The organism is Nocardioides caeni (assembly GCF_004912195.1).
Classification (GTDB): domain Bacteria; phylum Actinomycetota; class Actinomycetes; order Propionibacteriales; family Nocardioidaceae; genus Nocardioides; species Nocardioides caeni.
In genome coordinates this window covers 20,821-44,059 of record NZ_STGW01000008.1, presented here as the reverse complement: position 1 = coordinate 44,059, position 23,239 = coordinate 20,821, and the positions used below count along the sequence as shown (strand labels likewise).

Sequence of the window (23,239 nt, the reverse complement as noted above, 5' to 3'; positions counted from 1 at the left end):
CCCGTGGATCGCTCCTGGCCCTACGGACTCGCGGTGATCGCCGACGCAGCCGGCTTGGAGGCCTCGGGCACTTCGGGCGTGGGCTCCGGGGTAGGGGCCGGGCTCGAGGGGCTGACGGGATCGGAGGGAGTCGCGGTCGGCTCCTCGGTGGCCTGGCGGGTGGGCTGAGGAGTCGACTCCGAGCTCGCGCGCTCAGTGTGCGTGTCGGAGGGCGCGGAGGTGTCGTCGGTGACGCCCTCCGTGGGCGTCGTTGCCGCCCCGTCCGAGGGTTGGGTGCGATCGGCAAGCTCGGCCAGCAGCCGCCGTGCCGCGGCGACGATGTCGGCAGCCACCGCGTCATCGAGCTCCCCGGCCGCCTGTGCGCGCCGTACGTCGGCGATCAGCTGCCGCAGCAGGCGCCGGGCCTCGCCGTGGTCCCGCTCCACCATCACAGCGTCGATCTCGCCCAGTGCGGCGCGCAGCGCCGGGACGTCGTCGGCCGCCGACCGCGTCCCCTCATCCGTCGACCCGCACCCGCCGAGCACCACCGAGATCAGGGTCGCGACCGCGCCAACGGCCGTGCGGAGCCGGCCGGTCATCGCGGGCCCTCGATCGCGTCGTGCAGCTCCTGCAGTGGCGCCTGGTAACGCGCGGGCACCTCCGCCGGGACCTCCGAGCGCTGTGGCACCGGCTCGGGGTCGTGCAGGGTGAGGAGCACGACCAGCCCGACGACGAGGAGCGCCACCGCCGCCGCAGCGGCCCTGAGCCACGGTCGACCCTGCCGGCGCGTCGGGGCAGCAGGCTCCACGGGTTCCATGGCGTCGTCCGAGGGCGTTGTCGGCGCGACGGCGAGCGTGCCGGTGCCCTCGGCGTCGTAGCGACGGTCCTGATCCTGCACTCGTGCGAGCGGCGGATAGGCCCGCTCCGCCGTCCCCGTCCCGGGACCATCGCCGAGGGCGGCCAGCGCCACGGCGACGTCACCCGCGGCCGGCCGGGCCTCCGGCTCCCGCGCCAGCATTCGCTCCAGCAGCTCGTGCCACGGGTCCGGGAGCGACGTGGGCAGCACCGGAGGAGCGATGAGGCGTCGTACGGCGGCCTCCACCGGCGGGCCGGGGAACGCCCGCTCGCCGGTGAGTGCCTCGAGCAGCACGAGGCCGAGGGAGTACACATCCGCGGCTGGTGTGATCGGCTCTCCGGCGGCTTGCTCCGGCGCGAGGTAGGCCGGGGAGCCGATCGTCTCGCCGGTGCGGGTGTGCTGCTCGAGATCGCCGGTGAGCCGGGCGATCCCGAAGTCGGAGAGCAGCGCCCGGGAGTCGTCGCACAGCAGGACGTTGCTCGGCTTGACGTCGCGGTGGGTCACGCCCTCGCGGTGGGCGTACGCGAGCGCCGCGGCGACCTGGGTGCCGATGTCAGCGACCGCCGTCGGGGGCAGCGCGCCTGCGCTCAGCCGCGCGCTGAGGGTCGGCCCTTCGGCCAGGGTCATCACGAGGTAGGGCCGGTCGGAGCGGATGCCCGCGTCCAGCAGCGTGACGAGCCCGGGGTGGTTGAGCCCCGCCAGCAACTTGGCCTCGGCGATGAAGCGTGCGTGCAGCGTCGGGTCCTCCACCTCGCGCAGCACCTTGACGGCCACCTCGCGCTGGAGGACCTCGTCATTCGCCCGGTAGACGTCGGACATCCCGCCATGGCCGAGCTCGTCGAGCAGCCGGTAGCGGTCATCGAGGACAGGCGCCGGCTCATTGTCCATGTCTGCCCGTTACCCACACGTCCGCGCGTCAGGCCCCTGTTGCCCCGGGAGCACCGGGGTACCTGTCGGGTGCGGCACCGAGGCCGCGGAACGACGAGCGCACGGACGAAGGAGCGGATCGATGACCGAGGACAACAGTGCAGCCAAGGAACTGGTGGAGACCCTCCGCGACGGCGAGCGCGGCTACGCCAGCGCGGCCGAGAAGCTGAGGAGCAGCGACCGCGCCGACTGGGCCACGACGCTGCAGCGGTTCTCGGAGCAGCGGTCGGCCTTCCGCCAGGAGATCGTCGACCTGGGCCACCGTTACGACGAGGACGTCGACCAGAGCGGGACCGCGGCCGCTGCCCTCCACCGAGGATGGATCGCGCTCAAGGATGCCCTGACCGGCGACGACGCGGGCAGCGTGCTGGGCGCCTGCGTCACCGGGGAGAACCACGCGGTCTCCGAGTACGAGAAGGCACTCGGCAGCGACCTCAGCGCCGGCTTCCGGGAGGTCGTCACCCGACAGCACGCCGCCGTCGTCGCGGCCCGGGACGAGGTCGCCGCGCTGCAGGGCGTCGACTGACGCGCCACCGGCGATCCGATCGGCGGACTGGCCTGCGGGGGGCGGCAGGTCAGTCCGCAGAGTCGGCACGACGCAGTGCCAGCACCGCGATGTCGTCCTGGCGGTCCGGGTCGCGCATGCGGTCGAGCAGGCCGTCCAGGGTGGGCTCCAGGGGCCCTGCGCCGATGCCGCCGCTGCCGGCGACGCTGGCGAGCCGGGCCAGCCCGGCGTCGATGTCCTCGGTGCGCCGCTCGACGAGACCGTCGGTGAAGCACAGCAGGGTGGCGCCGGGTGGCAGCGTCAGGGTCGTCGCCTCGTAGGTGTCGGCTCCGGTGCCCAGCGGGCGGCCGGTAGGGACGGGCACGAAGTCGGCGGAGCCATCGGCGCCGACCACCAGGGGCGGCGGGTGTGGCCGATGGTGGTCGGCGGGGGCAGGGAACCGCCCGGCGACTCCTGTCGTCGTAACGGACATGGTCCGAAGGCTGCTGTTGTCGTTGCCCGCCCTGCTGCTGGTCGGCTGCGGTGCGCACCCAGCCGATGACCCGGTGGACCGTGCCAGTGGCTCGACGCCCCTGCCGTCGACGGACGGCTGGCAGCCGATCGCCGAGTCCCCGCTGGGCGGCCGCGCCAACGCGGTGGCGGTGTGGACCGGCGAGGAGCTCGTCGTCGCGGGTGGTGAGGCGCAACCGGTGTGCCCGCCCGCCGCCGACTGCGCCAGCGCGGGGCGGAGCTCGAACGCAGCAGCGGCCTACGACCCGGAGACCGACACGTGGCGCGAGCTTCCGCCCGCACCGCGGGCCTTCGCGTCCGGCCTCGGCGTGTGGCTGGGGAGTCGGGCGCTCTTCGTCACGTCCAGGTCGGCGACCTTCCTCCTCGACCCGGCGAACGGTGTGTGGTCCCGCGGCCCGCGCGTCCCCGGGTACGTCGACGGGGGTGGCCTCGTCCCCGCCGGGGACGACGTCGTCCGGTTCTCCTACAGCAGCCGCGGCGACGGCCCGACCGACCATCGCTTCGACACCGCGACGGGCACGTGGGTGACCCTGCCGGCCGACCCCTTCGGGGAGTCCTACGACCGGAGCATGGCGTGGCTCGACGGCCGGTTGTGGCTGCTGTCGATGGACGTCGAGCACCACTTCGACGCCCATGAGGGCAGTCCTTCACGACTCGCGGTGCTCGAGGACGGGCACTGGCGGGTGGTCGACGCCGAGACGCCCGACATGACCCAGCAGCAGTGGCTGGTCCCGCAGGGCGACCTGCTCGTCGCGGCCGAGAACCGTGACCCGGCCGCGCGGAACTGGGCCTACGACCCGACGGCCGACACCTGGCACGAGCTGGCATCGGGAGAGCCCGGGAATGGCGAATGCCGGCTCGGCGCAGCCTCCGCAGGGCCGTCGTGGATCACCGCTGGCGATCGGCTGGTCTCGAGTCAGCCAGCCGATGCGCTGGAGGTGCCCTCCTGTCCCGGGCACGAGTACTACCACCTGGTCGCCTGGGCCGGCGATCGCCTGATCCTGTGGGGTGGCGTGCCCTCCGTGACCTCCTCGGAGCCGACCGGCGACGGCCTGGTCTGGGTCCCGCGCCAGCCCCGGTGATCTGGGCAGGGCTCCGCCCAGCAGCATCCGTCGCTACCTTGGCGTGACGCCTCCGCGAGCCGACCGGCCAACCGGCCGACGGGCGGAGGAGCGCACACGAGAGGGACCGCGATGACCTGGACGCCTGCCGACCTCCCCGACCTGACCGGCACCACCGCGGTCGTGACCGGCGCCAACTCCGGCATCGGCCTCCACGCCGCCCGTGAGCTGGCCGCGCACGGCGCCGACGTGGTGCTGGCCTGCCGCAAGGCCGACGCCGGCCGGGCCACCGCCTCCGCGATCGGTGGCCGCTTCGAGCAGCTCGACCTGGCCTCGCTGGACAGCGTCGCCGCGTTCGCGGAGCACTGGGAGGGCCCGCTCGACCTCCTGGTCAACAACGCCGGCCTGATGACGCCGCCGGCCTGGCGGGCGACGGCCGACGGCCACGAACTGCAGTTCGGCACCAACCACTTGGGGCACTTCGCCCTCACGGGGCGGCTGCTGCCGCACCTGCTCGCCGCCCCCGCGCCACGTGTCGTGACCGTGTCGAGCCTCGCCCATGTCTACGGACGCGACAGCGTGGTGGACGGCAACCCGGAGGCGTCGTACGAACCGATGGTGGCCTACGGCAACTCCAAGCTCGCCAACCTGCTCTTCGCCTTCGAGCTGCAGCGGCGCGCGGACCGGGCCGGGCGGACCCTCGTCTCCAATGCCGCCCACCCGGGCGTCGCCGCCACCGGACTCGCCACCGACCCCGACGGGGTGGGCGCCCGCCGCTTCTTCAAGGCGGTGCCGACGCCGGTCGTCGAGCTGGGCCTCCGCGTCCTGCTGCAGTCGGCGGAGGCCGGCGCCGCGCCGACGTTGTACGCCGCAGCCGTGGCCGGCCCGGCGACGTACAGCGGGCCCCAGCACTTCCGGCGCGGGCCTCGTCGCTTCCGTGGCTGGCGGGGGCCGGCGGGACCGGCCGCCCTCCACCCGCGGGCGCGCGACGAGCAGCTCGCCGAGCGGCTCTGGGAGCGCAGCGAGGAGCTGACGGGCGTCGCCTTCGACCTCGGCGGCTGACGCCACGCGGTCGGTGGCTCTGCTTCACTGGCCCCGTGCACCGGATCTTCACCACCGCCGTCGCCGACGTCTATCCGCACTACGTCACGAAGGCGGAGAAGAAGGGCCGCACCAAGGCGGAGGTCGACGAGGTGATCCGGTGGCTGACCGGCTTCGACCAGGCCACGCTGGACCGGCAGCTCGCGGAGCGCACCACGTTCGCCGACTTCTTCGCCGCCGCCGACCTCAACCCCCACGTCGGGCTCATCACCGGCAGCGTCTGTGGGGTGAAGGTCCAGGAGATCGAGGACCCGCTCATGCAGCAGATCCGCTATCTCGACAAGCTCGTGGACGAGCTGGCGAAGGGCAGGGCGATGGAGAAGGTGCTGCGCGGCTGACCGGCGGCCAGGCTCTGCGTGGCCCGGTGGGCTGGACACGTGGCGCCCGTCACGCCGGCAGCGGGTAGCCTCCGAGCGTGCCCCAGATCGTCGTCCTCACCGGTGCCGGGATCTCCGCCGAGAGCGGGATCGCGACCTTCCGGGATGCCGACGGGCTCTGGGAGGGCCACCACGTCGAAGACGTCGCGACGCCGGAGGGGTTCGCGCGCGATCGCGCCACCGTGCAGCGTTTCTATGACGAGCGCCGCGCGGCTCTGGCGACCGTCGAGCCCAACGCCGCTCACCGGGCGCTGGCCGAGCTCGAGGAGACCCTCGGCGACGCCCTGCTCGTGGTCACCCAGAACATCGACGACCTGCACGAGCGGGCGGGGTCGAAGAACGTCGTCCACATGCACGGCGAGCTCCGCAAGGCGCTGTGCCGTGCCTGTGGCGTCGCCTCGCCGTGGGACGCCGCCCTCGAGGCCGAGCCCGACTGCCCCGGCTGCGGCGTCGCGGACCTGCGTCCCGACGTGGTCTGGTTCGGCGAGGTCCCCTACGAGATGGACCGCATCACCGATGCTCTGACCGACGCCAGCCTCTTCGTCTCTATCGGTACGTCGGGCGCGGTTTATCCCGCCGCCGGCTTCGTGCAGCACGCCCGCCGCCACGGTGCGAAGACCCTCGAGCTCAACCTGGAGCCCTCCGAGGGCTCGGTGTTCTTCCACGAGGCCCGGCAGGGCAAGGCCGGCGAGCTCGTGCCGCGGTGGGTGCGCGAGGTGCTCTGGGGCTGAGCCCGTTTCGCGGTCGGTCCGCGTGGGCGGGCTGCGGGCCGGCGTACGCATGTAACACGTTGCCCACGTTGATTGGATCGATCCATTCGGCGATGAAATGCCGACACAGGCACCGAAGAGCGGCGGACAGCGTGTTACATCCGCGAACAGCGTGTTACAGCGCGTCCCCGGTCCGGCCCCGACCTCAGTCCGCCGCCAGCTCCTCGTCGAGGATCGCGCTGAGCCGCTCCCTCTGGTCGTCGAGGCCGATGACGCCGAGCCAGTCGAGCATCGTGGAGCGGAAGAGCTGGCCGGACGCGATCACGCGGGGGTCGCAGTGGCCGGTCGACTCGAGGGTGACCACGCCGTAGAGCGCGGACCAGGCGCGCATGTAGATCCACAGGATGCCCCGCTCCTCGGCGGGGATGTGGCCGGACTCCGCGGGGATCAGCGGGTCGAGGACGGCCTCGCGCACGGTGGGGTGGAGCTCCTCGAGGCGGGGGTAGGGGAACTTCGTCTGCCCCCAGACCTGCCAGAGCAGGTCGGTCAGATAGCGGCCCGACGTCGAGACGGTGAGCAGCTCGCGCCGCTCGGTGTCCTCCTCGGCGATCGGGTTGGCGAAGATCAGCGCGAACTCCCGCGGTCGCGCGAGGGCCCACTGCCGGAAGCGGGCACAGGCGACGCTCAGCCGGGCGGCGGGGTCCTCGGCGGGAAAGCGCTCGGCGGCCGCGGCCCACTCGGCGGTGGCCGCCTTGTCGAGCTCGAAGGCGACGAGGTCGATGAGCTGCTGGTAGTTGGCGACGTAGCGATAGAGCGCGGGAGCGGTCATCCCCATCCGCCCGGCGACGGCACGCAGGGACAGGTCCTCGCCGTCGGCGAGCAGCTGCGCCGCGACGCTCACGATCTCGTCGTACGTCGCCTCGCGCTGGCGCTCGCGCCGGGTGGCTGGCGTGCGGACGAGGCCCACGCGTACTCCTTGGTGCTCGACGGATGTGACGGGATGTGACGGGATCGTCGGTTGACGAGATCAGTTTACACCGTTTACCGTTAACGGCGTAAACCAAACTGACGGTGCTTCACCCTAGCGTCGTCGAGGACTTCCCAGGAGTGGACATGCTGGAGCGATGGGGCGCAATGATCGTCCGACGGTCGCTGGTCGTGGTGCTGGTCGGACTGTTCGTCACCGCACTCGCCGCGGTCGCGGGCATCGGCCTGGAGGACAAGCTCTCCGCCGGTGGGTTCGACGACCCGGGCAGTGAGGCCGCGGAGGAGCTCGCCCTCGAGCGGGAGACCTTCGGCAACCGCACGGTCGATGCCATCGTCATCTTCACCAGCGACGACCTCCAGGCGTCCGACCCGGCCTTCCGCGCCGAGGTCGAGGAGGCCTTCGCGGCGGTCCCGGAGGACACCGTCGTCGCGACCCAGGCGTGGTACGACACCCAGGACCCCGCGATGGTCAGCGACGACGGCCACTCCGCGCTGGTCTACGTCTCGCTCGCCGGTGAGATCCAGAACGACTTCGGCGACTCCTACGAGCGGATGGAGCCGGTCATCGCCGAGAGCGACCTCGAGACCGCCTTCGCCGGCCCCTACGCCGTCTATGTCGACGTCAACCACGAGACCAAGGAGGACCTGCTCCTCGCCGAGCTCGTCTCGCTCCCCGTGGTGCTGCTGCTCTCGCTCATCATCTTCCGCAGCGTGGTCGCCGCGCTGATGCCCCTGCTCGTCGGGATCGTCGCGGTCATCGGCGCCCGGGCCATGATGGCCGGCCTCAACGAGCTCACCGAGGTGTCGATCTTCGCGCCCAACATCATCACCCTGCTCGGCCTCGGGCTCGCGATCGACTACGCGCTGTTCATCGTCTCGCGCTTCCGCGAGGAGATCGCGGCCACGCCCGACGACGTACGACGGGCGCTGGTGCGCACCATGGGCACCGCCGGTCGCACCGTCGCGTTCTCCGCGCTGACCGTCGCCGCGGCTATGAGCTCGCTGCTCGTCTTCCCGCAGACCTTCCTCAAGTCCATCGGCTACGGCGGCATCGCCGCGGTGCTCATCGCGATGGTCGCGGCGCTCACCGTGCTCCCCGCGACGCTGGCCCTGCTCGGCCGGCGGATCGACGCCGGGCGGATCCCCTTCCTCAAGCAGTCGCGCGCGGTCGAGACCGACCACGGCGCCTGGGCCCGCCTGGCCCGCGGCGTCATGCGCCGCCCGATCCTCGTCGCCACCGTCGTCGTGGTGGGCCTCCTCGCCATCGCCGCGCCGTTCCTCGGCGTGAAGTGGGGCAGCGTCGACTACCGCGTGCTGCCCTCCGACACGCCCTCGCACGTCGCCTCCGACCGGCTCAGCACCGAGTTCGGCCCCGAGCGGTCGACCGCCAACGTCCTGGTGACCGGCGCCGACGAGGCTGATCTGGCGGGCTACACCGAGTCCCTGCGGGGCGTCGGCGGCGTTGTGGACGTCAGCCCCGTCACCGCCGAGGGCGACACCACGCTGCTGCGGGTGTCGTGGGAGGGCAACAGCCAGTCGGAGGCCTCGAAGCAGGTCGTCGAGGACCTCCGCGCGATCGACACCCCGGCCGGCGGCGAGGCACTCGTCGGTGGCCTGACGGCGGACACCGTCGACCTCGCCGACTCGATCGGCAACCACCTGCCCCTGATGGGGGTGATCGTCATCAGCGTTATGCTGGTGCTGCTCTTCCTCGCGTTCGGCTCACTGGTGCTGCCGCTGAAGGCGGTGCTGATGAACGCCTTCTCGATCACCGCCTCGTTCGGGGTCGTCACCTGGATCTTCAGCGACGGCCACCTCGCCGACCTGCTGGGCTTCACCCCGCAGGGCTTCCTCGACCTCACCAACCCGATCGTCATGCTGGCGATCCTCTTCGGGCTGTCGATGGACTACGAGGTCTTTCTCCTCTCGCGGGTGCGCGAGCAGTGGGACGCCACCGGCGACAACGACCTCGCCGTGCAGACCGGGGTGCAGAAGACCGGCCGGATCATCACCAGCGCCGCGCTGCTCCTCGGCGTCGTGATCGGCGCCTTCAGCCTCAGCGGCGTGGTGTTCATGAAGATGATGGGTATCGGCATGCTCGTGGCGATCATCATCGACGCCACCGTCGTCCGGGCGCTCCTCGTGCCCGCCACCATGAAGCTCCTGGGGCGCTGGAACTGGTGGGCGCCCGCCCCGCTCGCGCGCTGGTGGGAGCGCTACGGCTTCCGCGACGAGTACGACGAGAAGCCGGCCGCCGGCGAGGTCGCACCCCGCGACGGCGACCTCGACGGCGACCTCGACGGAGATGCCACCGGCCGGGTGCCGGCCGGGGCCTGACCTCCCCGGGCCCGGGGCCGGCACGAGTTCTGCCGAACGGCCGTGCCGAGGGCGCCGGTGTCGGCATACTGCTGGGTGTGGGAACGATGATCCGCGTCGGGGCGATCGACGACCACCCCGTGGTGCTGGCCGGGGTGGCTGCTGCGCTGGCGCAGGCTGCGCCGGACATGTCGCTGGTGGCGATCGCGGGCTCCGTCGACGAGCTGCTGGAGAAGGCTGCGGGGCAGGAGGCGGGGCTCGACGTCGTCCTCCTCGACATGAGGATCCCCGAGCAGGCGCCGGTCGAGGTGGCCGTGGCGCGGCTGATCGAGAACGGGCTCGTCGTCCTGCTGTTCACGGCGGAGGAGCGGCCCGTCCCGGTCCGCCGCGCGATCGCAGCAGGCGCTGCCGGGCTGGTGCTCAAGGTCGACCCGATCGAGACGATCGCCCAGGCGATCCGCGACGTCGTCGCGGGTGAGCTCGCCTGCTCCAGCCAGCTGGCAGCGATGCTGCTGACCGACGAGACCCTCGCCACCCGGCTGTCGACCCGGCAGATCGAGATCCTCCAGGCCGTGAGCACCGGGCTGCCCTATCGCCTCGTCGCCCGCGACCTCGGGATCAGCGAGGTGACGGTGCGCGAGCACCTGGCGCGCGCCGCACGGTCCTACCGCGACGGCGGGGTCGACACCGGCAACGTGCACGGCCTCATCAGCCGGGCGCGGGCCGACGGGCACCTCGACGAATGACGCGCGCCAGGTCGGGGGGACCGGTCAGCACCGTCGCCTCCGGCTCGAGCAGCGTCTGCCACGAGATCGAGATCGATCGTGTGACCCGGGCCGCGTCGTCCCCGACGAGGCCCGGCACCACCACGACCCGCACCTCGTCGTCGCCGCCGGAGATCGTGACCTGCTGACATCCTGCGCCGCTCAGGGCGGCGAGGGCGTTGGCGAGCGTCCGCGTGCCGACGGGACGGTCGGCGAAGATCACCTCCACGCGCGCACCTGAGCCGCGCAGCGCAGCGAGCTCGGCCCGCAGGTCGGCATGCTCGACGCCCGGCAGATAGAGGCAGTCGCGCACGGAGCGGGCGAGGAGGGTCGCCTCACCGGCATCGGTCGGGAGGAGCTGTCGCGCGGCGGCTCGCCGCAGCATCTGCCGCACCGGCACGATCAACGCGCCCAGCTGGGCATCCAGCGAGGAGCTCCAGTCGGGCTCCGGCGCTGCGTCGACGTCGACCAGCTCGCTGCCGGTGTGCAGACAGGTGGCGGCGAGGACGGAGACGAACAGGACGGTCAGCGGCTGCGGCAGCACCAGGTGGAGCACGTCGGCCGTGGCCAGGTCGGTCCCGAGGCCCACGACCGCCGTCACGACCGTCGACGGCGCGAGGAGGAGCACCATCATCCGGATCGGGGTCACCCAGGCCAGCGCGATCAGCGGCAGGGCGCTGAAGCCGACCAGCCAGGCGCCCGTGCCCCGCAGCCCCCCGTCGGAGACGGTGGGCAGTGCGACGGCCAGCATCGTGGCCGTCAGCAGGGCGACGGCCACCTGCACCACGACGGGGACCGTGCGGCGCCCCATCCGGGCCACCACCACGCCGGCGAGGGCGATCGCGACGCCGGCGCCGGCCCAGCACCACGGCTGGGGACCGGTGTCGAGGGCGACCTGGGCGGCCAGCCCGCCGTATCCGAGCCCGAAGATCGATCCCGCGGCCGCGGCCACGCGGCCCGGCTGGGGGATGGCCGCGCGGATGAGCTGCTCGCGGTCGTCGGTGAGCCCGAGCAGTCGTGCCAGTCGCCGGCTGCGCCAGGTCAGCTCCACGGTGGACCCGTCGCCCGGCACGCTGTGGACCCGGGCGACGCCGCCGACCGCCGCGACCCGCTCGGTCACCGCGACCCGGAGCCCGACCCCGGGACCGGCCTCGAACCCGACCCCCGGGTCGGCGATGCGGATCATGATGCTGCCGGGACGACGGTGGACCGTGACCTCCACCCGTTGCTGGCCGCTGTGCCGCGCCACGTTGCGCAGGGCCTCGCCGGCCGCGCCCAGCAGGGCGTCGCCCACGCCCTCGGGCAGGCTCCAGCGCACGCCGCTGATGTCGAAGACCGCGATCAGGCCCTCCCGCTCGCACACGGCCCGCAGCGCGACCGCGAGGTCGCGCGGCGCCGGCCCCGGCGGCCGTTCCTCGATCCGCTCGAGAGCATGTCCGACGGCGGTCAGCGTGACCGGATCGTCGGGGATCGACGCCACGGCGAGCAGCGTCGGGATCAGGTCGTCGTGCATGAACGCCACCGCGTCGACCTCCGCGGCCGAGAGCCGGGCCACGTGGGCGTCGCGCCGATCCCGGAGGGTCTGCTCGGCCGCGCGGGCGGCGGCTCGGATCCGGCTCGCGAGATAGAGGACCGCGAGCCCCGCGCCCAGGACCGCCGGCGTCTCCTGGGCGGCGGCGAGCAGGCTGTCCTCGCCGCCGATGGCCCAGCGGGCTCCGATGAACGCCACGGTCGTCGCGACCATCGCCGCGACCGGCCGCTGCCCCGGGCGCAGCACCAGCATCAGCATCGGCGCCATCAGGTGGATCACGGGTGACTCCGACGTGCCGGGCTCCGGAGTCACGTCGCCCCGCAACAGCACGCCGCCGATCATCGCCACCTGGCATGCGGCGAGGTCCCACCCACGAGGGCGGCGCTGCACGCAGTGCATCCCGGCCAGACCCACCGCGAGCACGATCGTGATCGCCAACACGGCCCGCTGGCCGTCGTACGACGACCACTGGGCGTAGGACAGGGCGAACGCGCTCACCGACACCAGGAGGACCAGGCCGACGGCCAGCTGCAGACCGCGCTCGACGGCCCCCGTGAGCTGGCGCAGACGGAGCGGCCGTGGGCTGGTGGTCACGCCCGCTCCCCACGCCATGGCGCGATCGTAGGACGTGCTCGGCCGCACCGACGGGTTTCGCCGGCGAGCAGGCCACGCATTCGTCACCGTTGTCGGGTAGAACAGAGGGCGTGCACCCTCCCTCGGCTCCCGGCGATCCCGCACCGGGCGCCCGGATCGGGCGGTTCCTCATCGTGGAGCAGCTCGGCCAGGGCGGGATGGGTGTGGTCTATCGCGCGATGGAGGAGAACCTCGGTCGCGAGGTGGCGCTGAAGGTCATCTCGCCCCACCTCGCCCACGACGCCGACTTCCGCGAGCGGTTCACCCGCGAGGCGCGCGCCCAGGCCTCGCTGGAGTCGGCCCACGTCGTCGCGGTCTATGCCCACGGCGAGGAGGACGGCAACCTCTACATCGCCAGCCAGTTGATCCCCGGCGGCGACCTCGGCCAGCTGATCCGCGGCTCCGGGACGCTCCCGGTCGCCCAGGCCCTCGAGATCATCGAGCAGGTCGCGAGCGGCCTCGCCGACGCGCACGACGCCGGGCTGGTGCATCGCGACATCAAGCCCGGCAACGTGCTCGTACGACGCCGGCCCGGCGCGCTGCGCGCCTATCTCGCCGACTTCGGGATCGCCCGCCGGATCAACGCCGCCGCGACCCGGCTGACCTCGTCGACCGCCGGGACGCCCTCCTACATGGCGCCCGAGCTGCACGGTGGCGCCGTGGCCGGCCCGACGACTGACATCTATGCCCTCGGCTGCGTGCTCTGGGTCGCGCTGACCGGCCGCCCGCCCTACCAGGGCGTCTCGGAGTACCAGCTCGTCGCGGCCCATGTCCGCGAGCCGGTGCCGCAGCTGCCCGGCACCAGCCCGATGGTCAACGCGGCCAACCGGATCCTGCGCACGGCGATGGCCAAGGAGGCCGCCGAGCGCTACCAGAGCGCCGCGGAGATGAGGGCCGACCTGCAGGCGGCGCTGCGGCTGCCCGCCACCGCCGCGGCGGTCGAGCCCGCTGCGACGGCACTCCGGCCGCGGCCGACCGGCCCCGGCACCCGGCCGCCGGTGCCGTGGTCGCCGACGCCGGGTGGGATCAACCCGGCCTCTCCGACACCCGCTGCGACGCCGTCGCCGACACCCGCTCCGACGTCGCCCGGATTCCTGTCCGGCGCGACGCCGGCCGGGCGTCGTACCTCCCGGAAGTGGTGGTGGATGGCGGGTGCCGCAGCGCTCACCGCGCTGGGGGTGGGGATCGCGGCCGCGGTCGTCACCGCCGAGGACCAGCCGGACGATCCGGAGCAGCCGGCCACGACCGCGGAGGAGGACTTCCTCGCGATGGACCCCCAGGACATCCTGCGCGCGTCGGAGGGCGCGATGGCGGTCGTGAGGACGGCCCGGATCCGCGGACAGTTCGAGGACGGGCAGGACCGGCTCATCGTCGACGTCGTCGCCACGACCCGCGGCGACTGCAAGGGCACCATGACGTCGGGCGAGTCCGGGGGAGTGGCCGAGCTGCTGCGGGTCTCCGACGACGTCTACATCCGCGCGGACGCGGCGTACTGGACGGCAGCCGGCGCCAGCGAGGCGACCCACGACATCCTCCGTGACCGCTGGGTGATGGAGAACTCGCTGCGTGAGAGCACCGAGGCCTTCTGTGACCTCGACGAGTTCCTCGAGCGCGACGGGCGGGAGGATGCCGACACGACCAGCCTCGGGGAGGCGGAGGTCGGTGGCGAGCGCACCGTCAAGATCGAGCAGACCGAGGGCGACCAGCGCGAGGTGGTCTTCGTCCGGACCGCTGAGCCGCACTACGTGATGCGCATCGAGGAGAGCGCGCTCGACACCTTCGAGTTCTCCGCCTTCGACGTGCCCGTCGAGATCACCGCGCCGCCCGAGGACGAGATCTTCGACCTCGACGACTACCAACCGAGCGGCTGACCGGCCCTCCGGCCGCTCGCCACCAACAGCGCGGCGAATCGTTGTGCCCGACGACAACGACACCCAAGTGACTCGCGAGTAATATCGGGTCCATGAAGCGTGAGATCTACGACGACGACCACGAGGCCTTCCGCGCATCCGTCAAGGAGTTCGTGGACCGATCGGTGCTCCCGCACGTCGAGGAGCACATCGCCGCCAAGGCGCTGCCGCGCGAGTTCTGGCTCGAGGCGGGCAAGCAGGGCCTGCTCGGCCTCTGCGTCCCCGAGGAGTACGGCGGCTCCGACGCCGGCGACTTCCGGTTCAACGCCGTCCTCCAGGAGGAGCTCGCCAAGGTCGGCGCGGCGTACCCGACCTGCCACGGCATCCATGCCGACATCACCGCCCCCTACATCGTCGAGCTCGGCACCGAGGAGCAGAAGCAGCGCTGGCTCCCCGGCGTCGCGTCCGGCGAGATCGTCCTCGGCATCGGCATGACCGAGCCGTCCGGCGGCTCCGACCTCGCCGCCCTGAAGACCACCGCGGTCCGCGACGGCGACTCCTGGGTCATCAACGGCTCCAAGACCTTCATCACCAACGGCTACTCCGGCGACCTGTTCGTCACCGCCGTGCGCACCGACCCGGAGAAGGGCCCCAAGGGCATCACCCTCTTCGGCATCGAGGCCACCGCCGAGGGCTTCTCCCGCGGCCGCAAGCTCGACAAGGTCGGCATGGAGGAGTCCGACACCGCCGAGTTGTTCTTCGAGAACGTCCGCCTCACCGACGCCGAGATCATCGGCGAGCTCAACATGGGCTTCATCCACATGATGCAGAAGCTCCCGCAGGAGCGGCTCGGCTGCGCGGTCGCCAACATCGCCCACGCCAAGCAGATCCTGCTCGAGACCATCGACTACGCCAAGGAGCGCAACGCCTTCGGCGTCCCGATCGGCACCTTCCAGCACAACAAGTTCCTGCTGGCCGACCTGGTCACCCGGATCGAGGCCGCCGAGGCCTACATCGACAAGTGCGTCCTCAACCACTCGCAGAAGACGCTGACCGCGATCGACGCCGCCAAGGCCAAGTGGTTCTCCTCGCAGGTGCAGTCCGAGGTCCTCGACCACTGCGTCCAGCTGCACGGCGGCTACGGCTTCATGAACGAATACCGTGTCGCCCGCGCCTGGCGCGACGCCCGGGTCACCAAGATCTGGGCCGGCTCCAACGAGATCATGAAGGAGCTCATCGGCCGCGATCTGGGGCTGTGATCCAGCCTGCTCGAACCGGCCGTCTCCCCCGTGGAGGCGGCCGGTCTCATTTTGCGCGGGTGGGGTGGGTGGCGGCTGGGGGCGCTGTAACACGTTGTTGGCCGACCTTCACGACCCGTGTCGTGGAATTCGGCCGCCGCACGGGTCGTGTACATCCGGCACGGGCACCGGAGGTGGCTCAACAACGTGTTACATGCCCTCGGCGCGCCAGCCACCCCGCGCCGAGCCCGATGACCGGACGGGTCAGCCGCCCGTGGAGCGGCGTACGACGAGCTCGGGCTCGAGCACGATGTCGCGCACCCGGGCCGCGGGGTCGTCGATGGCGGCGAGGAGCAGGTCGGTGGCGACGGCGCCCATCTCGTCGCGCGGCTGCCGGACCGAGGTGAGGGGGATCGCGGCGGAGGCGGCGAAGTCGATGTCGTCGTAGCCGACGATGGCGACGTCGTCGGGCACCCGCACCCCGGCGAGGGTCAGGGCCTGCAGGACGCCGAGGGCGACGAGGTCGTTGGCGCCGAAGATCGCATCCGGTCGCTCGGGTGCGGGCAGGGTGAGCAGTGACTCCGCGGCCCGACGGCCGGCGTCGGCGTCCATCGCGGCCGTCTCGACGTGCCGCACCGGGCTGCCGTCGGCGGGCACCGACTCCTGCAGCCCGCGCAGGCGGTGGCGGACCTGGGTGAGGTCGGCCGGCCCACCCACGAAGGCGATCCGCCGTCGCCCGACGGCGGCGAGGTGCTGGCCGGCGAGCCGTCCGCCGCGGACGTCGTCGACCGACACCGAGGAGAACTCGCGCGATCCCGTGCGACGGTCGACCACGACGACGGCGGTGCCGCGCTCGCGGAGTCGCCGGAGGCGGGGCAGGACCTTGCCGACGGGGGTGATCAGGAGACCACTCACCCGCTGCTGCTCGAAGAGGTCGAGGTACGTCGACTCGCGGCTCGCGTCCTGGCCGGAGCTGCCCAGGATGAGAGGGCGACGGTGGGCGGTGAGTCGGTCCTCGACGCCACGGGCCACGTCGGTGAAGAAGGGGTTGCGGATGTCGAGCACGATCATGCCGATCGACCGGTTGCTGCCGGCCCGCAGCTGACGGGCGGCGTCGTTGCGGACGAAGCCCAGTCGCGCGATGGTCGCCTGGACGTGGTCGAGCGTGGCCGGGGAGACCTTCTCCGGCCGGTTGAGGACGTTGGACACGGTGCCGACCGAGACGCCGGCAGCGGCGGCGACGTCCTTGACGGAGACCGTCGTCCGGTGCGACTCGCTCATGTTCCTCCTTGCGCCGAGCCAAGCCTAGGGGTTGCCGCAGAGTTATTGATTCGTTTCAAGAAAGTGTCGCGGCGGGGTTGACGGCTGTGACCGTGGCCACTTACCGTCGTTCCACTCGGCTGATTGAATCCTTTCAATCACGACGTGAGCAAGAGGAGTGAGATGACGACTTCAGCCCCCCGGGACGCGGCCGCACCGCTGACCCTGGCGCTGCGCGACGTCGCCAAGTCCTTCGGTGCGGTGCAGGCGCTGAAGTCGGGGACCCTCGAGGTCGCGCCCGGATCGATCCACGCTCTGGTGGGTGAAAACGGCGCCGGCAAGTCGACGCTCGTCAAGATCATCGCCGGCGTCCACCGCCGTGACGCGGGCGTCTTCGAGCTGCTCGGCGACGCCGTCGACTTCGGGTCGACCGCCGAGTCCAAGGCAGCCGGCGTCGCGGTCATCTACCAGGAGCCGACGCTGTTCCCCGACCTCTCGGTCGCCGAGAACATCTTCATGGGCCGCCAGCCCCTCGGGCGCGGACGGCGGATCGACCGCGCGCGGATGCACGCCGACTCCGAGGCGCTCTTCGCCCGGCTCGGGGTGTCGCTCGACCCGCGCCGTGAGGCCCGCGGGCTCTCGATCGCCGACCAGCAGATCATCGAGATCGCCAAGGCCATCTCGCTCGACGCCGCCCTGCTCGTCATGGACGAGCCCACCGCCGCGCTCTCGGGTGTCGAGGTGCAGCGCCTGTTCGCCGTCGCGCGCAGCCTGCGCGACGAGGGACGGGCACTGGTCTTCATCTCCCACCGCTTCGACGAGGTCTTCGACCTGTGCGACACGGTGACGGTGATGCGCGACGGCGCCTACGTGTCCACCAGCCGGGTCGCCGAGACCACGGAGTCCGAGATCGTGTCCCGGATGGTCGGCCGCGAGGTCGCCGAGCTCTTCCCCAAGACCGCCGCCACGATCGGCGACGTCGTCCTCGACGTCCAGGGTCTGAGCGCGGCCGGCGAGTTCCACGACATCTCCTTCCAGGTGCGGTCCGGCGAGATCGTCGGACTGGCCGGCCTGGTGGGCGCCGGACGCAGTGAGATCGCCCGGGCGATCTTCGGCGTCGACGCCTACGACGAGGGCTCGGTCTCCGTCGACGGCCGGCCCATCGCCGCGCGTCGCCCGCGCCGCGCCATCCGCGCCGGCATCGCCTTCGTGCCGGAGGACCGGCGCCAGCAGGGCCTGGTGATCGAGGGATCGGTCGCCCGCAACATCGCCTCGATCATCCGGCGCCGTCTCTCCCTGGGGGGCCTCCTCACGAGCCGTGCCGAGAACCGGGCGGCCGCCCCGTGGGCCAGCACGCTGCAGGTCAAGACCAGCGCCCTCGACATGCGCGCGGCCACCATGAGCGGTGGCAACCAGCAGAAGGTCGTGCTCGCGAAGTGGCTGGCCACCGAGCCGCGCCTGCTGATCATCGACGAGCCGACCCGCGGCATCGACGTGGGCACCAAGTCCGAGGTCCACCGCCTGCTCTCCGACCTCGCCGGCGAGGGGCTGGCGATCCTGATGATCTCCTCCGAGCTGCCCGAGGTCCTCGGCATGGCTGACCGCGTGCTGGTCGTCTGCGAGGGGCGGATCACCGCCGACATCCCGCGCGAGGAGGCGACGCCGGAGCTCGTGATGGCCGCGGCGACCCGCTCGGCCGCCACGACGCCGCCCGCCCCGACCGCATCGAGCGACAAGGAGCCGGTCGCATGACCACCCTGGCCCCCACCCGGCCCACCGAGAGCGCCGGCGTCCGCGTCCTCCGCACGGTGCTGCGCTCGCGCGAGCTGGCGATCGTGATCGTGCTGGTCGCCATCGTCCTCTTCGCCACCGCCCGGCGTAGCTCCTTCGTGTTCAGCGCCGACGGATGGCGCGACACGCTGCTCGCCCCGTCGATCCTGCTGGTGCTCGCCGTCGGCCAGATGGTCGTGGTGGTGACGCGCAACGTCGACCTCTCGATCGGCTCGACGCTCGGGATCTCTGCCTATGTGGTCGGCAAGATCTTCGTCGCCAACCCCGACACGTCGGTCTTCGTCGTGTTCGCGGCGGGGATCGCCGTCGGCGCCGTGGTCGGTGCGATCAACGGGCTCCTGGTGACCGTGTTCAACGTCCCGTCGCTGGTGATCACCCTGGGCATGATGTACGTCCTGCGCGGGGCGCTCACCCATGAGGTCGGGAGCGAGCGCATCAACGCCCAGGACTTCCCGGCGCACTTCGAGAAGCTCGGCACCCAGCAGGTCCTGACGATCCCCGTCCTCACGATCATCGCGCTCGTGGTGGTCGCCGTCGTCGGCTACTACCTGCACACCGCACGAGGCGGCCGCGAGCTCTATGCCATCGGCTCCGACCCCGACGCCGCGGTCCTCTACGGCCTCCCGGCCGCCCGACGGGTCTTCGGCGCGTTCGTCCTCTGCGGTGCCCTGGCCGGTCTCGCCGGCGTGTTCTCCACCGCCCGCTACGCCACGGCCTTCTCCGGCACCGGCAAGGACATCGAGCTGCAGGCGGTCGCGGCCGTCGTCATCGGCGGCGTCGCGATCTTCGGCGGCAGCGGCACCGTGTGGGGTGCCGCGATCGGAGCGTTCCTGCTCGTCACCATCAACCGGGCACTTCCGATCCTCGGCATCAGCGAGTTCTGGCAGGGCGCCGTCGTCGGCCTGCTGATCATCGGCTCGATCGTCCTGGACCGGGTGCTCAGCATCCGACGTCAGCACCGGCTGCTGGAAGCGAGGGACCACGCATGAGCACCCAGACCGACGGATCCGCCGGCGCCCCGGCGCGGACCTACTCGTCGTACTCCCGCAACGTCGCGCTCCGGGTCCTGATGACCCGCGAGATGGCGATCGTGGTGGCCCTCGTGGTCGTCTATCTCTACGCCCTGGGCAACATCCAGTTCTTCGACGGGCCGCTCACGCTGTTCAACCTGTCGAAGGAGTACGCGCCCATCCTCATGATGGCGCTGCCGATGACGCTCATCATCATCACCGGCGAGATCGACCTGTCGGTCGCCAGCACGCTCGGCGTGAGCGCCGCGGTGACCGGGGTCCTGGTCATCGAGCACGACCTGAGCGTGCCGACGGCCGCCGTCCTCGCCGTCGTCGTCGGCGCGGTCCTCGGTGCGCTCAACGGCTTCTTCGTCGCCTACGTCGGACTGCCGTCGCTGGCCGTCACGATCGGCACCCTGGCGCTCTATCGCGGCCTCGCCGAGGGGCTGATCCAGGACAAGCGGATCGCCGGCTTCCCCGACACCTGGCAGGACTGGCCGACCGAGCGGATCGGCGAGACGCAGTACCCCAACATCGTGATCCCGGTGGTCGTCCTCGTCGTGGTGTTCGCGGTCCTGCTCCACTTCACCACCTTCGGCCGCGGCGTCTTCGAGATCGGCCTCAGCGACGAGGCGGCCCACTTCTCCGGCGTCAACGTCGCGCGGACCAAGCTGGTGCTCTTCACGCTGAGCGGAGCCGTTGCCGCCCTGGCCGGCGTCTACGTCGCCCTCAAGGCCAACTCCGTCGCCACCGACACCGGCGCGGGCTTCGAGCTCAAGGTCATCGCCGGCGTCCTGCTCGGCGGCGTCTCGATCTTCGGCGGACGCGGCGCCCTCCACGGCGTGGTCGCCGGGGTGCTGCTCATCGCTGTCCTCAACTCCGCGCTCCAGCTCGACGGGCAGGGCTCGGAGGTCATCCAGATCATCATCGGCCTGCTCCTGGTCGGCTCGGTGATCGCCTCCAGCAACCTGTCGCGGGTCCGGGCCTTGCTCCCGCGACGGGCGGTGAAGACCGCGGCGCGGTCGACCACCACTCCACCGACGCCGACCCCCGGCGACGACACCCGAAAGGTAGTTCAATGAGGATCAACACCAAGCGGTTCGCTGCCGGTGCCGCCCTGGCGCTGGTCGCCTCGGTCGGGCTTGCGGCCTGTGGGAGCGACGACGGCGGCTCGGGCGACGGCGACGGGACCACGGTCACCTTCCTGCCGAAGAACCTCGGCAACCCCTACTTCGAGACCAGCGACGCGGGCGGCGAGAAGGCCGTCAAGGAGTTCGGCGGCGTCTACGACGAGGTCGGCCCCGACACCGCGGGCCCCGACGCGCAGGTCAGCTACATCGACACCGCTGCGGCCCAGGGCGTCAACGTCCTCGTGGTCTCGGCCAACGACCCCGACGCTCTCTGCGACTCGCTCAACGCCGCCCGCGAGGCCGGCACCAAGGTCGTCACCTTCGACTCCGACACCAACCCCGAGTGCCGCGACCTGTTCATCAACCAGGCCACCGCCGAGGGCATCGCCAAGGTGCAGGTCGACATGATCGCCGAGCAGATCGGCGACTCCGGTGAGATCGCGATCCTGTCTGCCGCTGCCAACGCGACCAACCAGAACGCGTGGATCGAGCTGATGGAGGCCGAGCTCGAGGCGAGCCACCCCGACATCGAGCTCGTCGCCACCGTCTACGGCGACGACGACGACCAGACGTCCTTCGACAAGACCGCCGCGCTGCTCGCCGACCACCCCAACCTCAAGGGCATCATCTCGCCCACCACGGTCGGCATCTCCGCCGCGGCGCGCTACCTCTCGACCTCGGACGCCAAGGGCAAGGTCGCGCTGACCGGTCTCGGCACCCCGAACCAGATGCGTGACTACGTCAAGGACGGCACGGTCACCGAGTTCGCGCTGTGGAACCCCGAGGACCTGGGCTTCCTGTCGGCGTACGCCGGCAAGGCGCTGGCCGACGGCGACATCACGGGCGAGGAGGGCGACACGTTCTCGGCCGGTGACCTCGGCGAGTTCACCGTCGGCGCCGACGGCACCGTCCTGCTGGGCGACCCGTTCCGCTACAACGCCGACAACATCGACGACTTCAACTTCTGATCGGCCAGGTCCGAGCGAAGCGAGGACCTGAAGAGCCGATCGGGTTGAGGAGGGACCGGCAGTCCTGAGCTTGCGAAGGACTGCCGGATCCCGTCTCGAAACCTGGCTGTGCCCGTCGGCCGCGGCATCTCCGCCGCCGCTGACTGGCCACCCACCACCGCACGATCCGCCCGCAGGAACAGGGAGAGGAGGGCCACCCATGCCCCGCTACTGCTTCAGTCTCCAGGTCCGTCCCGACCGGAGGGACGAGTACGTCGAGCGTCACCAGGCCGTCTGGCCGGACATGCTCGCCGCGCTCGAGGAGACCGGCTGGCAGAACTACTCCCTGTTCCTGCGGGACGACGGCCTGCTCGTCGGCTACGTCGAGGCCGACGACCTGGCGGCCGCCCAGGCCGCCATGGACCGCACCGAGGTCAACGCCCGGTGGCAGGCCCAGATGGCCGAGTTCTTCACCGGCATCGACGGCCGGGCCCCCGACCAGGGGTTCACCCTGCTCCGCGAGGTCTTCAACCTCGACGACCAGCTGTCGCGCGCACGCGCAGAAAGCACACTGTCATGACGAGCCACACCGGCTTCGCCGCCATCGCGGCCCAGCTCGACGGCCAGGCCATCGAGCTCCCCTCCTGGGCGTTCGGCAACTCCGGCACCCGCTTCAAGGTCTTCGGCAGCGCGGGGACCCCGCGCAGTGTCGAGGAGAAGATCGCCGACGCCGCCACCGTGCACCGGTTCACCGGTCTCGCGCCGACGGTCGCCCTGCACATCCCGTGGGACAAGGTCGACGACTACGCCGCCCTCCGTTCCTACGCCGCCGAGCAGGGCGTCGCCCTCGGCACCATCAACTCCAACACCTTCCAGGACGACGACTACAAGTTCGGGTCCCTGGCCCACGTCGACCCGAAGGTGCGGCGCAAGGCGATCGACCACCACCTCGAGTGCATCGACATCATGGATGCCACGGGGTCGAGGGACCTCAAGAGCTGGCTGGCCGACGGCAGCAACTACCCCGGCCAGGCCGACCTCCGCGGACGCCAGGACCGGCTCGCCGAGTCGCTGTCCACCATCTATGACCGGATCGGCGAGGAGCAGCGGCTCGTCCTCGAATACAAGTTCTTCGAGCCGGCGTTCTACCACACCGACGTCCCGGACTGGGGCACGTCGTACGCCCAGGTCACCGCCCTCGGCGAGCGCGCCACCGTGTGCCTCGACACCGGCCACCACGCGCCCGGCACCAACATCGAGTTCATCGTGATGCAGCTGCTGCGCCTCGGGAAGCTCGGCTCGTTCGACTTCAACTCCCGCTTCTATGCCGACGACGACCTGATCGTCGGATCGGCCGACCCGTTCCAGCTGTTCCGGATCCTCTTCGAGGTGATCCGCGGCGGCGGCTTCGGGCCCGACAGCGACGTCGCGTTCATGCTCGACCAGTGCCACAACGTCGAGAACAAGATCCCCGGCCAGATCCGGTCGGTGCTCAACGTCCAGGAGATGACGGCCCGCGCGCTGCTCGTCGACCGGGTCGCGCTCGACGCCGCCCAGACCGACGGTGACGTGCTCGGCGCCCACGGGATCCTGATGGACGCCTTCTACACCGACGTCCGTGGTGACCTGGCCGCCTGGCGCGAGGAGCGCGGCCTGCCCGCCGACCCGATGCGTGCCTATGCCGAGTCCGACTACCAGTCGCAGATCGAGGCCGCCCGTGTCGGCGGCACCCAGCTCTCGTGGAACTGAGGATGAC

At 71.6% G+C, this 23,239-nt stretch carries 21 protein-coding genes; 15 read left to right on the top strand and 6 right to left on the bottom strand.

What is annotated here, in order from left to right; translation table 11 throughout:
- Positions 1-20: 20 nt before the first annotated feature.
- Both E9934_RS12935 and E9934_RS12930 read right to left on the bottom strand, forming a co-directional pair.
- Complete coding sequence (locus tag E9934_RS12935) at positions 21-578, bottom strand: hypothetical protein (RefSeq protein WP_136563313.1); 558 nt, start codon at positions 576-578, stop codon at positions 21-23.
- The gene (locus E9934_RS12930) at positions 575-1,723 is read right to left on the bottom strand and encodes a serine/threonine-protein kinase (RefSeq protein WP_136563312.1); all 1,149 of its coding nucleotides are present in this window, start codon (positions 1,721-1,723) and stop codon (positions 575-577) included. The genes E9934_RS12935 and E9934_RS12930 overlap by 4 nt, the downstream gene beginning before the upstream one ends.
- Positions 1,724-1,844: 121 nt before the next feature.
- Between E9934_RS12930 and E9934_RS12925 the strand changes: the two genes are divergently transcribed.
- Complete coding sequence (locus E9934_RS12925) at positions 1,845-2,288, top strand: PA2169 family four-helix-bundle protein (protein ID WP_136563311.1); 444 nt, start codon at positions 1,845-1,847, stop codon at positions 2,286-2,288.
- A 49-nt stretch (positions 2,289-2,337) separates the two neighbouring features.
- Here the strand turns inward: E9934_RS12925 and E9934_RS12920 are convergent, their stop codons facing one another.
- Positions 2,338-2,739: a PP2C family protein-serine/threonine phosphatase gene (locus tag E9934_RS12920; RefSeq protein WP_136563310.1), complete on the bottom strand. Its 402-nt coding sequence runs from the start codon at positions 2,737-2,739 to the stop codon at positions 2,338-2,340.
- Between the two features lie 16 nt (positions 2,740-2,755).
- Here E9934_RS12920 and E9934_RS12915 point away from each other — a divergent pair, with 16 nt between their 5' ends.
- From E9934_RS12915 to E9934_RS12900, 4 genes are all read left to right on the top strand, one after another.
- Entirely contained in the window at positions 2,756-3,859 is a 1,104-nt protein-coding gene (locus E9934_RS12915; protein ID WP_158294994.1) for a Kelch repeat-containing protein, read from the top strand.
- Positions 3,860-3,970: 111 nt separating this feature from the next.
- Positions 3,971-4,900, top strand: a complete 930-nt coding sequence (locus E9934_RS12910; protein WP_136563308.1) for an oxidoreductase — start codon at positions 3,971-3,973, stop codon at positions 4,898-4,900.
- Between the two features lie 35 nt (positions 4,901-4,935).
- Positions 4,936-5,277 (top strand): DUF2200 domain-containing protein, encoded by a 342-nt coding sequence (locus E9934_RS12905; RefSeq protein ID WP_136563307.1) that lies wholly within the window; start codon positions 4,936-4,938, stop codon positions 5,275-5,277.
- A 77-nt stretch (positions 5,278-5,354) separates the two neighbouring features.
- Positions 5,355-6,047: an NAD-dependent deacylase gene (locus tag E9934_RS12900; RefSeq protein ID WP_136563306.1), complete on the top strand. Its 693-nt coding sequence runs from the start codon at positions 5,355-5,357 to the stop codon at positions 6,045-6,047.
- Positions 6,048-6,231: 184 nt separating this feature from the next.
- Here the strand turns inward: E9934_RS12900 and E9934_RS12895 are convergent, their stop codons facing one another.
- Positions 6,232-6,993, bottom strand: a complete 762-nt coding sequence (locus E9934_RS12895; RefSeq protein WP_136563305.1) for a TetR/AcrR family transcriptional regulator — start codon at positions 6,991-6,993, stop codon at positions 6,232-6,234.
- 146 nt (positions 6,994-7,139) lie between these two features.
- Between E9934_RS12895 and E9934_RS12890 the strand changes: the two genes are divergently transcribed.
- Both E9934_RS12890 and E9934_RS12885 read left to right on the top strand, forming a co-directional pair.
- Positions 7,140-9,350, top strand: coding sequence for an MMPL family transporter (locus E9934_RS12890; RefSeq protein ID WP_136563304.1), 2,211 nt, complete (start codon positions 7,140-7,142; stop codon positions 9,348-9,350).
- Positions 9,351-9,436: 86 nt separating this feature from the next.
- Positions 9,437-10,075: a response regulator gene (locus E9934_RS12885; protein ID WP_238694951.1), complete on the top strand. Its 639-nt coding sequence runs from the start codon at positions 9,437-9,439 to the stop codon at positions 10,073-10,075.
- Here the strand turns inward: E9934_RS12885 and E9934_RS19635 are convergent.
- On the bottom strand, positions 10,038-12,236 hold the full coding sequence (locus E9934_RS19635; RefSeq protein WP_158294993.1) for an ATP-binding protein: 2,199 nt from the start codon (positions 12,234-12,236) through the stop codon (positions 10,038-10,040). The two genes, E9934_RS12885 and E9934_RS19635, sit on opposite strands and share 38 nt — an antisense overlap.
- Before the next feature lie 92 nt (positions 12,237-12,328).
- Between E9934_RS19635 and E9934_RS12875 the strand changes: the two genes are divergently transcribed.
- Entirely contained in the window at positions 12,329-14,128 is a 1,800-nt protein-coding gene (locus E9934_RS12875) for a serine/threonine-protein kinase (RefSeq protein ID WP_136563302.1), read from the top strand.
- Between the two features lie 92 nt (positions 14,129-14,220).
- Positions 14,221-15,366, top strand: a complete 1,146-nt coding sequence (locus E9934_RS12870; RefSeq protein WP_136563301.1) for an acyl-CoA dehydrogenase family protein — start codon at positions 14,221-14,223, stop codon at positions 15,364-15,366.
- Positions 15,367-15,609: 243 nt separating this feature from the next.
- Here the strand turns inward: E9934_RS12870 and E9934_RS12865 are convergent, their stop codons facing one another.
- Positions 15,610-16,626, bottom strand: a complete 1,017-nt coding sequence (locus E9934_RS12865) for a LacI family DNA-binding transcriptional regulator (RefSeq protein WP_136563300.1) — start codon at positions 16,624-16,626, stop codon at positions 15,610-15,612.
- A gap of 162 nt (positions 16,627-16,788) precedes the next feature.
- Here E9934_RS12865 and E9934_RS12860 point away from each other — a divergent pair, with 162 nt between their 5' ends.
- The 6 genes from E9934_RS12860 (at position 16,789) to rhaI (ending at position 23,232) form a co-directional block, all read left to right on the top strand.
- Positions 16,789-18,357 (top strand): sugar ABC transporter ATP-binding protein, encoded by a 1,569-nt coding sequence (locus E9934_RS12860; RefSeq protein WP_136563299.1) that lies wholly within the window; start codon positions 16,789-16,791, stop codon positions 18,355-18,357.
- Positions 18,354-19,385 (top strand): ABC transporter permease, encoded by a 1,032-nt coding sequence (locus tag E9934_RS12855; RefSeq protein WP_136563298.1) that lies wholly within the window; start codon positions 18,354-18,356, stop codon positions 19,383-19,385. The genes E9934_RS12860 and E9934_RS12855 overlap by 4 nt, the downstream gene beginning before the upstream one ends.
- Positions 19,382-20,488: an ABC transporter permease gene (locus E9934_RS12850; RefSeq protein ID WP_136563297.1), complete on the top strand. Its 1,107-nt coding sequence runs from the start codon at positions 19,382-19,384 to the stop codon at positions 20,486-20,488. Before E9934_RS12855 ends, E9934_RS12850 begins: the two co-directional genes overlap by 4 nt.
- On the top strand, positions 20,485-21,504 hold the full coding sequence (rhaS, locus tag E9934_RS12845; protein WP_136563296.1) for a rhamnose ABC transporter substrate-binding protein: 1,020 nt from the start codon (positions 20,485-20,487) through the stop codon (positions 21,502-21,504). Before E9934_RS12850 ends, rhaS begins: the two co-directional genes overlap by 4 nt.
- Positions 21,505-21,703: 199 nt before the next feature.
- Positions 21,704-22,063, top strand: coding sequence for an L-rhamnose mutarotase (locus E9934_RS12840; RefSeq protein WP_136563295.1), 360 nt, complete (start codon positions 21,704-21,706; stop codon positions 22,061-22,063).
- Positions 22,060-23,232: an L-rhamnose isomerase gene (gene rhaI / locus E9934_RS12835; protein ID WP_136563294.1), complete on the top strand. Its 1,173-nt coding sequence runs from the start codon at positions 22,060-22,062 to the stop codon at positions 23,230-23,232. The genes E9934_RS12840 and rhaI overlap by 4 nt, the downstream gene beginning before the upstream one ends.
- Positions 23,233-23,239: the final 7 nt, after the last annotated feature.

Coding starts and splice junctions, on each gene's coding strand:
- E9934_RS12890 (WP_136563304.1), top strand. CDS start 7,140: ATGCTGGAGCGATGGGGCGCAATGATCGTCCGACGGTCGCTGGTCGTG.
- E9934_RS12840 (WP_136563295.1), top strand. CDS start 21,704: ATGCCCCGCTACTGCTTCAGTCTCCAGGTCCGTCCCGACCGGAGGGAC.
- E9934_RS12885 (WP_238694951.1), top strand. CDS start 9,437: ATGATCCGCGTCGGGGCGATCGACGACCACCCCGTGGTGCTGGCCGGG.
- rhaI (WP_136563294.1), top strand. CDS start 22,060: ATGACGAGCCACACCGGCTTCGCCGCCATCGCGGCCCAGCTCGACGGC.
- E9934_RS19635 (WP_158294993.1), bottom strand. CDS start 12,236: ATGGCGTGGGGAGCGGGCGTGACCACCAGCCCACGGCCGCTCCGTCTG.
- E9934_RS12930 (WP_136563312.1), bottom strand. CDS start 1,723: ATGGACAATGAGCCGGCGCCTGTCCTCGATGACCGCTACCGGCTGCTC.
- E9934_RS12910 (WP_136563308.1), top strand. CDS start 3,971: ATGACCTGGACGCCTGCCGACCTCCCCGACCTGACCGGCACCACCGCG.
- E9934_RS12860 (WP_136563299.1), top strand. CDS start 16,789: ATGACGACTTCAGCCCCCCGGGACGCGGCCGCACCGCTGACCCTGGCG.
- E9934_RS12920 (WP_136563310.1), bottom strand. CDS start 2,739: ATGTCCGTTACGACGACAGGAGTCGCCGGGCGGTTCCCTGCCCCCGCC.
- E9934_RS12870 (WP_136563301.1), top strand. CDS start 14,221: ATGAAGCGTGAGATCTACGACGACGACCACGAGGCCTTCCGCGCATCC.
- E9934_RS12850 (WP_136563297.1), top strand. CDS start 19,382: ATGAGCACCCAGACCGACGGATCCGCCGGCGCCCCGGCGCGGACCTAC.
- E9934_RS12925 (WP_136563311.1), top strand. CDS start 1,845: ATGACCGAGGACAACAGTGCAGCCAAGGAACTGGTGGAGACCCTCCGC.
- E9934_RS12855 (WP_136563298.1), top strand. CDS start 18,354: ATGACCACCCTGGCCCCCACCCGGCCCACCGAGAGCGCCGGCGTCCGC.
- E9934_RS12865 (WP_136563300.1), bottom strand. CDS start 16,626: ATGAGCGAGTCGCACCGGACGACGGTCTCCGTCAAGGACGTCGCCGCC.
- rhaS (WP_136563296.1), top strand. CDS start 20,485: ATGAGGATCAACACCAAGCGGTTCGCTGCCGGTGCCGCCCTGGCGCTG.
- E9934_RS12935 (WP_136563313.1), bottom strand. CDS start 578: ATGACCGGCCGGCTCCGCACGGCCGTTGGCGCGGTCGCGACCCTGATC.